This window comes from Stenotrophomonas sp. BIGb0135, from assembly GCF_024810105.1.
GTDB lineage: Bacteria > Pseudomonadota > Gammaproteobacteria > Xanthomonadales > Xanthomonadaceae > Stenotrophomonas > Stenotrophomonas maltophilia_AB.
Window position 1 is genome coordinate 46,073 of the sequence record NZ_JANUDX010000009.1, and the last position, 14,220, is coordinate 60,292.

Genomic DNA, 14,220 nt, shown 5'->3' on the forward strand with positions numbered 1-14,220 from the left:
TACGCGATGCGCGCTTTTGGCTCAGGGCGTCCTGCGCCGGATCGGGATCGCCGAGACCGGTACGCTGGCGACGTCGTGGCCGTGTTCGCGGATCGGTGCGCCCGCTTCGGGCGCCCAGGCGTGGGCATAGATGACCTCCCAGCTGCTGGGCAGGCGGCCATCGTCGCGCCGCAGTGGCTCGTAGGCCGCGCGCGCAGCGGCGAAGCGGCCGCGCCCGGTCAGCGTATGGCGGCGGTCGTGGCGGGCGTTGGTGGCACCGATGGCCTGCAGTTCGCGCATCAGTGCGGTCAGGTCGTCGTAGGTGAGGGTGAACAGGTCGCGGTCCAGCACCGGGTCGCGGAAGCCGGACATCATCAATGCATCGCCAAACTGGGCGATGGGCGCGAAGCGGCTGACATGCGGCACCGCGTCGGCCTGCGCGAAGGCCTCGCGCAGTTCGATCAGCGTATCCGGGCCGAACGTGGAGCACAGCAGCAGGCCGCCAGGCTTGAGCGCGCGCCGAAAACCGGCGAACACCGCCGGGAGGTCGTCCACCCACTGCAGGCACAGGTTGCTGTAGATCACATCCACGCTCTGGTCCAGCAGCGGCAGGGCCTGTGCATCGGCGCAGACACGCGAGAACGGCTTCCACCAGCCGGCCTGCTTCTTCGCTTCGCGCAGCATCGGCTCGGCCAGGTCGAGCGCGATCACCTGCGCCTTGGGCCAGCGCTTCTTCATCGCCGCACTGGCATGGCCGGTGCCGCTGCCGATGTCCAGCACCACCTGCGGCTGCCGGTCTTCCAGGTAGTCCAGCGATTCCAGCAGGCGCTTTTCCACCTCGCGCTGCAGCGCGGCGGCGGCATCGTAGCTGCTGGCGGCGCGCGAGAACGCGCGGCGGACGTGGCGGGGGTCGAAGCTGGACGTCATGGAAGGCTCACTGCGGAAAACAAGGGTGCAAGGATCAGAACGTACCCGGGTAGGCGCCGCCGTCGATCAGCAGGTTCTGCCCGGTGATGTAACCGGCGTGCGCGCTGCACAGGAACGCGCAGGCGGCGCCGAACTCGTCGGCGGTGCCGAAGCGGCCGGCCGGGATGTGGGTGCGCTTGCGCTCGGCGAGCTGGCCGGCGTCGATGCCCTGCTGCTGGGCCAGGTAGGCGAAGTTGCCGCGCAGGCGGTCGGTGTCGAACTGCCCGGGCAACAGGTTGTTGAGGGTGACGTTGTGCGCGACGGTCTTGCGCGCCAGGCCGGCGACGAAGCCGGTCAGCCCCGAGCGCGCACCATTGGACAGGCCGAGGATGTCGATCGGCGCCTTCACCGAGGAGGAGGTGATGTTGACCACGCGGCCGAAGCCGCGCTCGATCATGCCGTCCACGGTGGCGCGGATCAGCTCGATCGGGGCCAGCATGTTGGCGTCCAGTGCGGCGATCCAGTCGTCACGGGTGAACTGGCGGAAGTCGCCGGCCGGCGGGCCGCCGGCGTTGTTGACCAGGATGTCGACCTGCGGGCATGCCGCCAGCGCGGCCTGCCGGCCGTCGACGGTGGTGATGTCGGCGACCACGCCGATGACCTTGCGCGCGCCCGGCAGCGCCTGCAGTTCGCGTACGGCGCGGTCCAGCGCGTCTTCGCCGCGCGCGGCGATGACCACGTTGACGCCTTCGCGCACCAGCGCACGCGCGCAGCCCAGGCCGAGGCCTTTGCTGGCGGCGCAGACCAGGGCCCAGCGCCCGGCGATTCCAAGGTCCATGGGTCAATCCTGTGGTGAGAGACGGGCGTACATGATCGGCGATGCGCGGTGATGGGGTCAGGACAGGCCGGCAACGAAGTGTTGCAGCTGCGTGGCGACCTCGTCGGCGTGGCCCAGGAACGGGGCATGGCCGCCGTGGGCAACCACGTGCGCGCGCGCCGCCGGTGCCAGCGCGGCGGCCGCCTGCATGCCCGTTGCCGACACCAGCCGGTCGCGCTGGCCGGCCAGCCACAGGCTGGGTTTGCCCAGCCCGGGCAGGGCGCCACGCAGATCGGTGGTCTCCAGCAGCCGCAGACCTTCCTGCAGCGCGCGCGGGGCCGGCTCGCCGCGCGCCACCAGCATCTCGCGCAGGCTGCGCAGTTCCTGCCGGGCATGTTCGGAGCCCATCGCATCCAGTGCCAGGAAGCGCTCCAGGGTGCCGCGGTAGTCCTGCGCCAGGTCCTGCCCGAACTGCTCGAACACCGCCGGCTCGACCGCATGCGGCCAGTCGTCGGCGCGCACGAAGCGCGGGGTCGCGGCGATCATCGCCAGCGCGCGGACCTGCGGCAGCGTGGCGGCGGCATGCAGCGCGAACAGGCCGCCCAGTGACCAGCCGCACCACACCGCCGGCGGCGTGGCGGCGGCGATGGCGTTGACCACGTGCGGCAGGCGCAGCGGGGTGGTGTCTTCGCGGCTGTGACCGTGCCCGGGCAGGTCGACCAGATGCAGCTGGTACTGCGCGGACAGGCGGTCGACCAGCGGCGCGAACACCCCGCCGTGCAGGGCCCAGCCATGGATCAGGACCAGCGCCGGCCCCTGGCCGAGCACCTCGATATGCAGGCTCACAGCGACCGGCTCACGCGCTCAATGCATCCAGCGACTGCTGGCGCAGCACGGTGTCGCGGGCATGCCCGATCGCATCGGTCAGTGCACGCACCTGCGCCGGGGTATGCAGTGCCGACAGGGTCACGCGCAGGCGCGCCTTGCCTTCGGGCACGGTCGGCGGGCGGATCGCGCTGACCAGGAAGCCGGACGCTTCCAGCGCGGCCGACAGCGCCATCACGGTCGATTCGGCACCGCACAGCAGCGGCTGGATGGGCGTATCGGAGGGCATCAGTTCCAGCCCGTGCTGGCGTGCACCGGCACGGAACACGGCAATCAGCTCGCCCAGTTTTTCGCGGCGCCAGTCGTCGCGCCGGGCCAGCTTGACCGCGGCCAACGACGCGGCGGCCTGCGCCGGCGACACCGCCGTGGTGTAGATGTAGGGGCGGGCGGTTTCGGCCAGGTGCTGGATGAGGGCGTCATCGCCCACCACCACCGCACCACTGCCACCAAGCGCCTTGCCCAGCGTGGCCAGTTGCAGTGGCACGTCGGCCACGCCCAGGCCGGCATCGGCCACGCAGCCGCGGCCGTGTTCGCCGACCACGCCGATACCGTGCGCGTCGTCCACGTACAGCAGGGCTTCCTGCATGCGCGCCACCAGCGACAGCGAACGCAGCGGGGCGATGTCGCCGTCCATGCTGAAGACGCCATCGGTGGCCAGCATCGCCGCGCCGTCCGGCGCGTGCTTCAACTGGCGCAGCGCGCCTTCGGTATCCAGGTGCGGGTAGCGGCGCAGGCGGCAGCCGGCCAGGCGGGTGGCATCGAGCAGGCTGGCGTGGTTGAGCCGGTCCTGCACGCACACGTCGTCTTCTTCGCTGAGCAGGGCCTGCTGCACGGCCAGGTTGGCCGCAAAGCCGCTGCCGAACAGCAGCGCGCGCGGATAGCCCAGCCAGTCGGCCATTTCGCGCTCCAGCGCGTCATGCAGGGCATGGTGGCCGCAGATCAGGTGCGAGGCGGTGGCGCCGGCGCCTTCGCGCGCGGCCGCGTCCTGCAGCGCGCTGACCACGCCAAACTGCTGCGACAGGCCCAGGTAGTCGTTGCTGCAGAAGCCGGTGAGCCATTGGCCGTCGATCTCCAGCCGCACGCCATCGCGACGGGTCACCGTGCGGCGAACGCGAAGACGCCCCTGCGCGTCGCGGAGCTTGCGCTGGGCCTGGATGCGGTCGTGCAGGTCGGGGCGGGCCATGGTCGTCGGCTGGCATGGATGGGCAGTTAGCGTACCCGGTTGGCGGGCGCCGCGCTGCCCCGGCCGGGCGGCCGGGGCGCCGGCCTCAGGCGGCCCGGCCACAGCCGTGGCCGGCGGTGATGTCCGCGTGCACGGTGCCCGGGTGGTCGTGGTCGGCCGCGTCCACCTGGACCGCCATCGGGCGCAGCCCCAGCCGCTCGAACAGGGCCCGGTCGTGCGCGGTGTCCGGGTTGCCGGTGGTCAGCAGCTTTTCGCCATGGAAGATCGAGTTGGCCCCGGCCAGGAAGCACAGCGCCTGCAGCTCATCGCTCATCGCCTCGCGCCCGGCCGACAGCCGCACCATCGACCGCGGCATCACGATGCGGGCCACCGCGATCATCCGCACGAACTCGAACGGGTCCAGCGCGGTGGTGCCATGCAGGGGGGTGCCGGCCACCTGCACCAGCCGGTTGATCGGCACCGAGTCGGGATGGGCGGGCAGGGTGGCCAGCGCCAGCAGCAGGCCGGCGCGCTGCTCGCGGGTCTCGCCCATGCCGACGATACCGCCGCAGCAGGTCTTCAGCCCGGCGTCGCGGACGTGGGCGAGCGTGTCCAGCCGGTCCTGGTACTGGCGGGTGTGGATGATCGCGTCGTAGTAGTCCGGCGCGGTGTCCAGGTTGTGGTTGTAGTAGTCCAGCCCGGCTTCGCGCAGCGCCTCGGCCTGCGATCCGCTGAGCATGCCCAGCGTGGCGCAGGTTTCCAGGCCGAGCGCCTTCACCTCGCGGATCATCGCCGCCACCTTGGGGATGTCGCGATCCTTGGGCGAGCGCCAGGCCGCGCCCATGCAGAACCGCGAGGCGCCGGCCGCCTTGGCCTGGCGGGCCTTGGCCACCACCGCGTCGGTGTCCATCAACTTCTGCGCCGCCACCCCGGTGCTGTAACGCTGGGCCTGCGGGCAATACGCGCAGTCCTCGGGGCAACCGCCGGTCTTGACCGACAAGAGGGTGGAGACCTGCACTTCCGCCGGATCGAAGTGCTCGCGGTGGATGCCGGCGGCGCGGTGCAGCAGGTCCGGGAACGGCAGCGCGAACAGCGCCAGCAGTTCGTCGCGGTGCCAGTCGTGGCGGAGGGCGGCAGCCATGGGGTGTCCTGACGGAGAGAGGCGAAAGGGCGGCAGTCTGGTGAGTGCGGCGAAGGCTGTCAACTTTTTAAGTAAAGACAGGGTTTACAGTGGATCGTCTGCTCGAGCGACCTTATGTTGAATAAATCCATCAAAACTCCAGCAAATGTTGGTTTTATGGACCATGCGCGCCTGGCGATGTCCTGATGACGTATACAATGTGAGATAAAAATTACATCCAGCGCCAAAGTGATGGTTTAATTCAGCATGGCCAAGCGAACGCCACCGGTAAGACCAGGAGACGCCAGGCGCATTGCCGCGCTCGGCGAGCGCCTGCGTACCGCACGGCTCGCGCGTCGCATGAGCCAGGCAAACCTGGCCGAGCGCGTCGGCGTGGATCGCACCACCATAGGCAAGCTGGAAGCGGGCGACGCGGGCACCAGCCTGTCCACCGTCCTGCGCGTGCTTTCCGCATTGGGCCTGGAGCGGGACATCGAGCTGATTGCAGCGGACGACGCGCTGGGCGCGCAGCTGGCCGCAAGCAGCCTGAAGCGACCGCCACCGCGCCGCGTGCCCGCCACAACCAGCAGGGCAGCGCGCCCGCAAGGTGCGCCCGCCACGCTGCAGGTCCGGGAGCCAGGGGGTGCTGACACGCGCCCCCTCTATTCGACCGATCCCCCCGGGCCATCGCAGGACGCAACCGGCGACCGATACGCATTGGTTGCAGGCCATCGCGCGCCACGTCTCGATGCTCCGGCTGCAACGCCGACGCGGCGTCGATCCCGCGCCCCCGGGAGCCGCTGAACATGGCTGGCCGGGAGCAGATCGACCGTGAAGTCTGGTTCGACGCACCGGAACTCTGCCCGCCGGTGCAGGTGGGATGGATCAGCCGGCACGCCGGTCGCACCGGCGACACCGTCGCCTTTGCCTACGCCGATGTCTGGCTGCGTGGCGCCATGGGTATCGCTCCTTTCGCACTCGACCCCGGCCTGCCGCTGGTGGAGGGCCACCAGTTCGCCCGCACAGGCGCCGGCGAGGCAACGGCTGCGTTCCAGGACTGCTCGCCCGATCGCTGGGGGCGGATGCTGATGGACCGGCGCGATGCGGTGCGCGCCAATCGCGATGGCGGGGCTCGCCGCTCCCTGCGGCCGTGGGACTACCTGATGGGTGTGGATGACACCACCCGCATGGGGGCGCTGCGTCTGCGTGATCCGCACACGCAGACGTGGATCGCTTCGGACAGTCCGGCCGCGCCGCCGGTCACCGACCTGCGCCGATTGGAGAGCATCGCGGGAAAGGTGGAGGCCGGTGCCAGACTCACCCGCGACGAAGAAACACGCTGGCTGATCCAGCTCGTCGCACCTGGGGCGTCATTGGGCGGGGCCCGCCCCAAGGCAGGGTATCGGGATTCGAACGGTGCGCTGTGGTTGGCGAAGTTTCCCGGCAACGAAGACCGTCATGACGTCGGGCTCTGGGAATACATCACCTACCGCCTCGCCACGGATGCTGGCGTACTGATGCCGCCGGCCGCGCTGCTGCCGCTGTCCGCGCGCGGGCACACGTTCGCCGTCCAGCGCTTTGATCGTAGTCCTGATGGGCGGCGCCACTACGCGTCGGCGTTCACCCTGCTCGACGCGACGCACAGCGAAGGCCATAGCTACCTGGATCTGGCCCAGGTGATCGAAAACGTCGGCACGCAGGGGGGCATCGCAGACGATCTCAACCAGCTTTTCCGCAGGGCCCTGTTCAACGTGCTGGTCGGTAACCGCGATGACCACTTGCGTAACCATGGCTTCCTGCGTACCCGAACGGGCTGGTCGCTTTCCCCTGCGTTCGATGTAAACCCCAATACGGCCAGCGACACGCACGTGCTGGCGCTGGACGATGCCGATCCCACGCCAACGACCGTGCATGTTCTGGCGACGGCCGCGTATTACCAGCTGACGCCGGCCGATGCTGCTGTCATTGAAAGGCAGGTGCGGCACGCGGTGCGCAAATGGCAGGCGGTTGCCAAGGCGCACGGTGCCAAACGTGCCGAAATCGAGCTGATGGCGTCGGTGATCGACGCCGACCGATGAGGCACCTGCAAGGCAAATCGCCGACGCTCTCGAAGGGAACGCACTGACAGACACTCGCCGACCGAGGCGGCAGCCTTGTCGCACTCCACGCGCTGCGGTGATACGTTGCCTTTTCACTGGTTCCATTCGCTGGCGTGGCTTGCTCGACAGGCCCTGCCGCTGCGCTGCCTGGTCTGTGACGAACCCGGGGCCGACGGGCGCGACCTGTGCCTGGCCTGCCATGCCGCATTGCCATGGAATGACCACGCCTGTCCGCTGTGTGCGCTGCCACTGCCAGCCCACGAACCTGCCGAGCGCTGCGGCAGCTGCCTGCACGAGCCACCCCGCCAATCCGCCGCCGCTGCGGTGTTCCTGTATGCCGCGCCGGTGGACCAGTTGCTGATCCGTTTCAAGTTCCACCAGGACCTGGCTGCCGGACGCCTGCTGTCCCAGCTCATGCTGCAGCGCGTGCCCACGTTCGTCGCCGGGCCACTGGCGCCAGTGCCGCTGCACTGGCGGCGGCTGCGTTCGCGCGGCTACGACCAGGCGCTGGAACTGACCCGGCCGCTGGCGCGCGCACTGCGGCAACCGCTGTGGCGCGGGTTGCAGCGTGATCGCCTGACCGCGGCGCAGTCACGCCTGGATGCCGACGCGCGGCGCGACAACCTGCGCGATGCGTTCGCGGTGACTGCGCCGCCACCGGCGCGGCTGACCGTGGTCGATGATGTGATGACCACCGGCGCCACGCTGGATGCGGTGGTGCATGCCGTGCAGCGTGCCGGCCTGCCCGATGTCGCGTTGTGGGTGTGCGCGCGGGTGCCATGACGGCGGCGCTATACTCCCGTGTTGTCCCCACCAGGACCGCACCCGATGGATCCGTTCGCCACCTTCGACTTCGACGACTTCTGGGACGACTGCGACTACGCGCAGCAGAACTACCAGGAGCCACCCCCCGGCGACGCGGTGATCGCCGAACTGCAGGCCGAGCTGGGCTACCGCATCCCCGATGCGTATATCGCCCTCGCACGGCGCCACAACGGCGGCCTGCTGCGGCGCAGCTGCCACCCGATGGACGAGGCCACCAGCTGGGCCGAGGACCACGTCCAGGTCTGCGGCCTGTATGCGCTGGGGCGGCAGAAGCCGTACTCGCTGGGGGGCGAGTTCGGCTCGCGTTTCATGCAGGAGCAGTGGGGCTATCCGGACATCGGCATCGTGTTCGCCGACTGCCCCAGCGCCGGACATGACGTGCTCATGCTCGACTATCGCCACTGCGGGCCGCAGGGCGAACCGCAGGTCGTGCACGTGGACCAGGAGGCGGACTACGCGATCACCGTGGTCGCGCCGCACTTCGCTGCGTTCATCCATGGGTTGGTGGACGAGGAGGCCTTCGATGACGCCGCCGAAACGCTGGAGATCGATCTGGTCACGGTGGACCGGGGCACCTTGTCACCGATCGTTCGGCGCGCGCTGGATGCCTCGGCCACCGTGCTCCCCCACGGCGAACGCCACCTGCGCGCGCTGGCCAGGAAGATCACCGAAGAGAAGGGCTTCTTCGCCCTGCATGCCGACGCAGACTCGCATCGCATGTACGACTGGATGTTCTGGCTGTACTCGCAGTTGGCCACGGCCACCTCGTTCACGCATTTCGTGAAGCTGCCCGCCGAGCAGAACGACTACGCAACACCGTGCTACGAACTGATGCTGCCCTTCGACCTCGTCGCGGCGCCGTTCGGCTTCAAGACCGGCGGCTTCGCGCCCGGGTTCGTCGAGGACTGGTGGAACGCGCGCGTGGCCGAAGGTGCCATCGTGCCGGTGGACGGCGGCTATCGTTTCAGCGCCGAGGCCGAGCAGCGGCTGCTGCATACCGCCGCCACCGAACCGACCTGAGTCACGGCGTAGCTCCGCGCACCATGGCCCGGCGTTGGCATGGGCCCACCCGCGCCCCGCGCCCGTGTCTCTTCCCTGATGGGCTGCAGCGGGCGCGGATGCCCAGCGGCCTGCGGGCCATCGCGCCCGGCGCGATGATGGTGGCCGACCCATGGCCGGACATTGCCGTCCCCACCTTGTGGATCGGCATCGGCAACCTCATCTTTGGAATGCTGCAGGTGCCGGTGGCATCCCGCCTCCGCCGCCTGCGCTGAACGGCGCCGGGCGATGCGCGGTGCCACCGACAGGGAGGAGGGCGTATGCGCAGGTATCTTCTTGCAGCACTGTTGTTGGCAAGCACGGCGGGCTTGATGGGATGCAAGCCGGCAACACGGCTGTTCAACCCGGACACCTCGGCCGCCCCCCTTGCACAGTCGCGCATCCTCATGCGCGAGGTGGACGAGCAGGGCAGCGCCGGCGCCACAGTGCTCAAGGATGCGGACGGCAGGCCGCTGGCGGTCCTGGAGCCGGCCTTCATCACCACCGCCGATATCGCATCGATCACCCTGGCCCAGGCGGCACAGGGGCAGGAGCCGGTGCTCAACGTGACCATGACCGACGCGGCCGCGCCGCGGATCCAGGCCGCCACCGAAGCACGCATCGGCCGCCGCGTGGCCTTCAGCATCGGTGACAAGGTGCTCTCGGTGGCCACCATCAGCGGGCCGTTCGGCAAGGCGATGCAGGTGGCAGGAGTGGGTGACCAGGCCGAGGCTGCGCGCATCTTCACCGAAATCACCGGCAAGCAACCCTGAGCCCTTCCGGCATGCGGGGCCAACCACGAGGACAGGAGTCTGTGCGGCATGACCCAGGGATGGATGACGGGGTTGATGATGCTGGGCCTGGCGCTGGCAGGCACCAGCGGTGCACGCGAACGCTGCACCTGGCCGGAGGCGATGCCGATACGCCCACTGGTATTGGTGGGCGAACTGCACGGCACCGTGGAAACGCCGGCACTGGTCGGCGAGCTGGCCTGCGCCGCGGACGCCACGCCGGTGACGGTGGCGCTGGAGATGGACCCGACCGAGCAGGCGCGGATCGATGCGTACCTGGCGTCGGCGGGTACGGCGACGGACCGCAGCGCATTGCTGGCAGGACGGTTCTGGACCCGCGCGATGCAGGACGGGCGCTCCAGCGTGGCGATGGCGGCGCTGATCGAGCGCCTGCGCAGTCTGCGTAGCGAGGGCCGTGCCATCCAGGTGGTGGCGGTGGACACCCTGCGCCATGCGGATCGCGATGCGGAGATGGCCGCCAACATCCGGCGCGAGACACGGCGTGAGGGCGCGCGCGTGATTGCCCTGTTGGGCAACCGCCATGCGAGCGGGCACAAGGGCGTCCAGGATGATCCCGGGTACGTGCCGGCCGGCTACCTGCTGGCGGACCTGCAACCGCTCAGCGTGCGGGTGGACGCACCGCGTGGCAGCGCGTGGGTGTGTGCACCGACCTGTGGCGTGCTGGCGTTCGGCGCGCGTTCCAGCGCCGCGGCACCGGTGGCCGCGGGCTACGCACCCATCGCCACGCGCCCCGGTTACGACGGCGTCTACATGCTCCCGGCCTTGACCGCCTCGCCACCGGTGCAGACGCCCTGAGCGCCACGTGCCGCCGGCTCAGCGGAAGTTGGCCTCGATCTGCTCCAGCGACTTGCCCTTGGTCTCCGGCAGCCAGAACGCGGCGATCAGGAAGTACAGCAAGGTGCAGCCGGCCCAGAAGAAGAACATGCTGGCATAGCCGTGGTGGCCGACGGTGGGCAGGAAGATCGCCGCGATCACGGTGGAGACGAACTGGTTGATCAGCAGTGCGATGCTCATCCCGTTGGAGCGGATCCGGGTGGGCATCAGTTCGGACAGCGCCAGCCACACGCACACGCCCGGGCCCACGGCGAAGAACGCCACGAACAGCAGGATGCAGCCGGCCACCAGCCAGCCATGGGTGGGCGAGGGCACCGGGCCGATCATCGCGCGTTCGATCACCAGCGGCGCCTGCGCGGCGTGGGCGGGATCGGGGAAGGGGTTGAGGTGCAATCGGCGGAAGAACGCGCCGATCACGCTGTCGGCCGACACCGCGTCCTCGCGGCGGATCTCCAGCGTCGCGTCGATGGGGTTGTCGCTGCGCAGCGCGCGCACGTTGCTGAAGCCGCCATACGCGTAGGATACCGTGAGCTGCTGCGCGGCCTCGCCGGCGTTGCGGTCCAGCCGCTGCCACTGCGCCGCATCCAGCGGCAACGACAGCGTGCTGCCGGCCACCTGCTGCTGCAGCTGCGCGTGCACGTCCAGGCGGCCGTGCTCGCTTTTGACGAACAGCAGCGCGGCCGCCAGAAGCGCCACGGTAATGCCGCCGCTGCCCAGCATCAGCAGGAACTTGCGGCCCTTGCGGTCCACCAGCACCAGTGCCACCACCGTCATCACCGCGTTGAGCAGCTTGATCGCCACGTCCGCGCCATTGGCGACCGAGCCGGGCAGCCCGGCCTGGTTGAGGATGTTGACCGCATAGGCCAGCACCGAGTTGATGCCGGTGGCCTGGGTGAAGGCCAGCACCAGGCAGGCCAGGACGAACGGCCACACGTAGCGGCGGCTCAACAGCGGGTCGCGCTTGCCGCCGGCATGGGACGGCACGTCATCGGGCGCCTGCATGCGCTGCAGGGTCGGCTCCACCTCGCTGGCGGCGACGGTGCGCTGCAGGGCGGCGCGGGCGGTGTCGATGCGACCACGCCGTACCAGCCAGCGTGGCGATTCACTGATCAACATCACCCCGGCGGTGAACACCAGGCCGGGAAGCAGGCAGCTCCAGAAGATCGTGCGCCACGCATGGTCCTTGACCGCGAACAACAGGCGCTGCTGGTCGGCGGCCGGCAGGTGGCGCACCGCCTCGGTGGCGGCATCCACCGCATGCGCGTGGTACAGCCCGATCAGCGCGGCCAGCACCAGGCCGATGGTGAGCAGCAGCTGGAACATCGCCGCGCCCCGGCCCCGGCGCTCGGGGCTGAGCACTTCGGCCAGGTACAGCGGCACCACCACGCCGATCAGGCCGCCGCTGATGCCCTGCAGCAGCCGCCCCATCAGCAGCGCGGCGTAGCCGTTGGACAGCGCCATCACCGGGATGCTGGCGGTGAACAGCACCCCGGCCAGCAGCATCGCGCCCCGCCGACCGATCAGGTCGGCGACCATGCCGGCGAACAACGAGGACAGCACGCTGCCCAGCAGCACTGCCGCCACCACGAAGCCGAGCTGCTGGCTGGTGAGGTGCCAGCTGGCGGTGGCCGTGGCCTCCAGGTAGGGCAGGGCGCCGGCGATGATGCCGATGTCGATGCCGTAGAGCAGGCCGCCCATGCCGCCGATGAACAACAGATAGCGCACCGGCCAGCGCGGGGCGTCGGCGTGGGCATGCATGGGCGTAGCGGCGGAAACCTGATTCATCGAGCCGGTCCTGTCTGCAACTGCATGCGCCGCATCGGCGCGGGATTCAACGCTTAATCGAGCGCGATGTCGTCGCCTTCCACCACCACGCCGCGCACGCGCAGCTCGGCATCCAGCACCACCAGGTCGGCCCAGGCATCCACGGCGATGCGGCCGCGGTCGTCGATGCCGAGGTAGTCGGCGGGGTAGCGCGACAACCGGTTGGAGGCATCGGCCACGTCCAGGCCCAGCGACACCAGGTTGCGCAGCGCCTGGTCCATGGTCAGCGCGCTGCCGGCCAGCGAGCCGGTGGCCAGGCGCACGCAGCCCAGGCACTTGTGCACGCGCTGCACGCCGAGCGCGTACTCGCCATCGGGCATGCCGGTGGCGGCGGTGGCATCGGTGACGCAGTAGAGCTTCGGAATCGCACGCAGCGCGGTGCGGATCGCACCGGCATGCACGTGCTGCAGGTCGGGAATCAGCTCGGCGTACTCGGCGTGGGCCAGGGCAGCGGTGGCGATGCCGGGGTGGTAGTGGTCCACGCCGGTCATGCCGTTGAACAGGTGGGTGAAGCCAGCCGCACCGGCCTGCAGCGCAGCCACGCCGTCCGCGTAGCTGCCGGCGCTGTGGCCGAGCTGTACGCGGATGCCGAGGGCACTCAGCGCGGGAATCAGCGCCTGGTGCTGGCCGATTTCCGGGGCGAGGGTCAGCACCTTGATCGGGGCGATGGCATGCAGTCGACGCACGTCCTCCATGGTGGCTTCCACCACCAGCGGCGGTTGCGCGCCCAGCCGCTCGATGCTGATGAACGGTCCTTCCAGGTGCACGCCCAGCACCCGCGCCATGCCGGGGCCGCGCGTGCCGATCGCGCCGGCCAGGCCCTGCAGCGCGCGCACGATGTCGTCCTCGTGCGCGGTCATCGTGGTGCCCAGCAGCGCGGTGGTGCCATGCCGGGCATGGGTGCGCGCCACGGTCGCGGCCGCATCGCCGCCCTGCATGATGTCCACTCCGGCGCCGCCATGCACGTGCAGGTCGATGAAGCCCGGCAGGATCAGCGGGACCTCATGGTCCTCGCGCGGGTCATCGTGCGCGGTGTCGATGGCGGTGATGCGCCGGTCGAAGTGGATGTCGCCGCGCACCCAACCGGTAGCGGTGAGAAGGCGGCCATGCAGGGAGCGGGTCCGGGTCATGGTGGGGTCTCGGCGATGATCACTTCGATGCCCAGCCGCTGCAGCCCTTCCAGGTACTCGGCATCGATGCTGGCGTCGGTGATGACCGTATGCACCTGCTCCAGCCGGGCGATGCGGTGCAGGCTGACCCGGCCGAACTTGGAGGCATCGGTCAGTACCACGATCCGGCGCGCGCGCTCGACCATGCGGTGGTTGAGGCTGGCTTCGGCCTCGTGGTGGGTGGTCAGGCCGAACTGCAGGTCCAGGCCGTCCACGCCCAGGAACAGGGTGTCGAAGCTGTAGGTGTTGAGGCTGGCCTCGGCCTGGCTGCCCTGCAACGACAGCGACTGCTTGCGCAGCAGCCCGCCGGTGAGCAGGAGCTCCACGCCGGGCGCGTTGGCCAGCTCCCAGGCGATGTTCAGGCCGTTGGTCATCACCGTCACCTCGCGATGCCGGCGCAGGTGGCGCGCCAGGGTCATCGTGGTCGAGCCGGAGTCGATGATGATGTTGTCGCCGGGCTTGACCAGGCTGGCCGCATACGCGCCGATGCTGTCCTTGATCGGCAGGTTCAGCGCGTCTTTCTCGTGGATGTCCTGTTCCTGCGGCGGGGTGCGCACCAGCGTGGCGCCGCCATGGGTCCGCGTGGCCATGCCCTGCGACTCGATGTGGGTCAGGTCGGCACGGATGGTCACCGCCGAGACGCCAAAGCGTTCGACCAGTTCGCTGACCTGCACGTTGCCGTGGTCCACCAGTAGTTGCAGGATCTGCTGGCGGCGCTGCCGTGTATTGCGCATAGGAGCGATTCCGTTC

15 protein-coding genes are annotated in these 14,220 nt (G+C 69.7%); 7 read left to right on the forward strand and 8 right to left on the reverse strand.

What is annotated here, in order from left to right; translation table 11 throughout:
* Nucleotides 1-21 precede the first annotated feature (21 nt).
* The 5 genes from bioC to bioB all read right to left on the reverse strand — a co-directional run bounded on the left by bioC (nt 22) and on the right by bioB (nt 4,890).
* Nucleotides 22-906 carry a malonyl-ACP O-methyltransferase BioC gene (bioC, locus tag M2421_RS16365; protein ID WP_259208711.1) on the reverse strand — a complete coding sequence of 295 codons (885 nt, stop codon included), beginning with the start codon at nt 904-906 and terminating at the stop codon, nt 22-24.
* Between the two features lie 34 nt (nt 907-940).
* Nucleotides 941-1,723, reverse strand: coding sequence for an SDR family oxidoreductase (locus tag M2421_RS16370; protein WP_259208713.1), 783 nt, complete (start codon nt 1,721-1,723; stop codon nt 941-943).
* 57 nt (nt 1,724-1,780) lie between these two features.
* Entirely contained in the window at nt 1,781-2,542 is a 762-nt protein-coding gene (gene bioH / locus M2421_RS16375; RefSeq protein ID WP_259208973.1) for a pimeloyl-ACP methyl ester esterase BioH, read from the reverse strand.
* Between the two features lie 16 nt (nt 2,543-2,558).
* Complete coding sequence (gene bioF / locus M2421_RS16380; RefSeq protein ID WP_259208715.1) at nt 2,559-3,770, reverse strand: 8-amino-7-oxononanoate synthase; 1,212 nt, start codon at nt 3,768-3,770, stop codon at nt 2,559-2,561.
* A gap of 85 nt (nt 3,771-3,855) precedes the next feature.
* Nucleotides 3,856-4,890, reverse strand: coding sequence for a biotin synthase BioB (gene bioB / locus M2421_RS16385; RefSeq protein ID WP_259208716.1), 1,035 nt, complete (start codon nt 4,888-4,890; stop codon nt 3,856-3,858).
* Nucleotides 4,891-5,136: 246 nt separating this feature from the next.
* Here bioB and M2421_RS16390 point away from each other — a divergent pair, with 246 nt between their 5' ends.
* From M2421_RS16390 to M2421_RS16420, 7 genes are all read left to right on the forward strand, one after another.
* Nucleotides 5,137-5,673, forward strand: coding sequence for a helix-turn-helix transcriptional regulator (locus tag M2421_RS16390; RefSeq protein ID WP_259208718.1), 537 nt, complete (start codon nt 5,137-5,139; stop codon nt 5,671-5,673).
* A gap of 2 nt (nt 5,674-5,675) precedes the next feature.
* Nucleotides 5,676-6,947: a HipA domain-containing protein gene (locus M2421_RS16395; protein ID WP_259208720.1), complete on the forward strand. Its 1,272-nt coding sequence runs from the start codon at nt 5,676-5,678 to the stop codon at nt 6,945-6,947.
* 105 nt (nt 6,948-7,052) lie between these two features.
* The gene (locus tag M2421_RS16400; RefSeq protein ID WP_259208721.1) at nt 7,053-7,751 is read left to right on the forward strand and encodes a ComF family protein; all 699 of its coding nucleotides are present in this window, start codon (nt 7,053-7,055) and stop codon (nt 7,749-7,751) included.
* 45 nt (nt 7,752-7,796) lie between these two features.
* Entirely contained in the window at nt 7,797-8,813 is a 1,017-nt protein-coding gene (locus tag M2421_RS16405; protein ID WP_259208723.1) for an SMI1/KNR4 family protein, read from the forward strand.
* A gap of 98 nt (nt 8,814-8,911) precedes the next feature.
* A complete protein-coding gene (locus M2421_RS16410) occupies nt 8,912-9,067 on the forward strand; it encodes a hypothetical protein (RefSeq protein WP_259208724.1) in 156 nt (51 codons plus the stop codon).
* Nucleotides 9,068-9,163: 96 nt separating this feature from the next.
* Nucleotides 9,164-9,604: a hypothetical protein gene (locus tag M2421_RS16415; protein WP_259208726.1), complete on the forward strand. Its 441-nt coding sequence runs from the start codon at nt 9,164-9,166 to the stop codon at nt 9,602-9,604.
* Nucleotides 9,605-9,652: 48 nt separating this feature from the next.
* Nucleotides 9,653-10,438, forward strand: coding sequence for a hypothetical protein (locus M2421_RS16420; RefSeq protein WP_259208727.1), 786 nt, complete (start codon nt 9,653-9,655; stop codon nt 10,436-10,438).
* 18 nt (nt 10,439-10,456) lie between these two features.
* Here M2421_RS16420 and M2421_RS16425 read toward each other — a convergent pair whose 3' ends face one another.
* The 3 genes from M2421_RS16425 to M2421_RS16435 are packed head-to-tail and all read right to left on the reverse strand — an operon-like array spanning nt 10,457 to nt 14,204.
* Entirely contained in the window at nt 10,457-12,262 is a 1,806-nt protein-coding gene (locus M2421_RS16425; protein ID WP_259208728.1) for a sugar porter family MFS transporter, read from the reverse strand.
* 53 nt (nt 12,263-12,315) lie between these two features.
* The gene (locus tag M2421_RS16430; RefSeq protein WP_259208731.1) at nt 12,316-13,431 is read right to left on the reverse strand and encodes an N-acetylglucosamine-6-phosphate deacetylase; all 1,116 of its coding nucleotides are present in this window, start codon (nt 13,429-13,431) and stop codon (nt 12,316-12,318) included.
* Nucleotides 13,428-14,204, reverse strand: a complete 777-nt coding sequence (locus M2421_RS16435) for a DeoR family transcriptional regulator (protein ID WP_259208732.1) — start codon at nt 14,202-14,204, stop codon at nt 13,428-13,430. The genes M2421_RS16430 and M2421_RS16435 overlap by 4 nt, the downstream gene beginning before the upstream one ends.
* Nucleotides 14,205-14,220 lie beyond the last annotated feature (16 nt).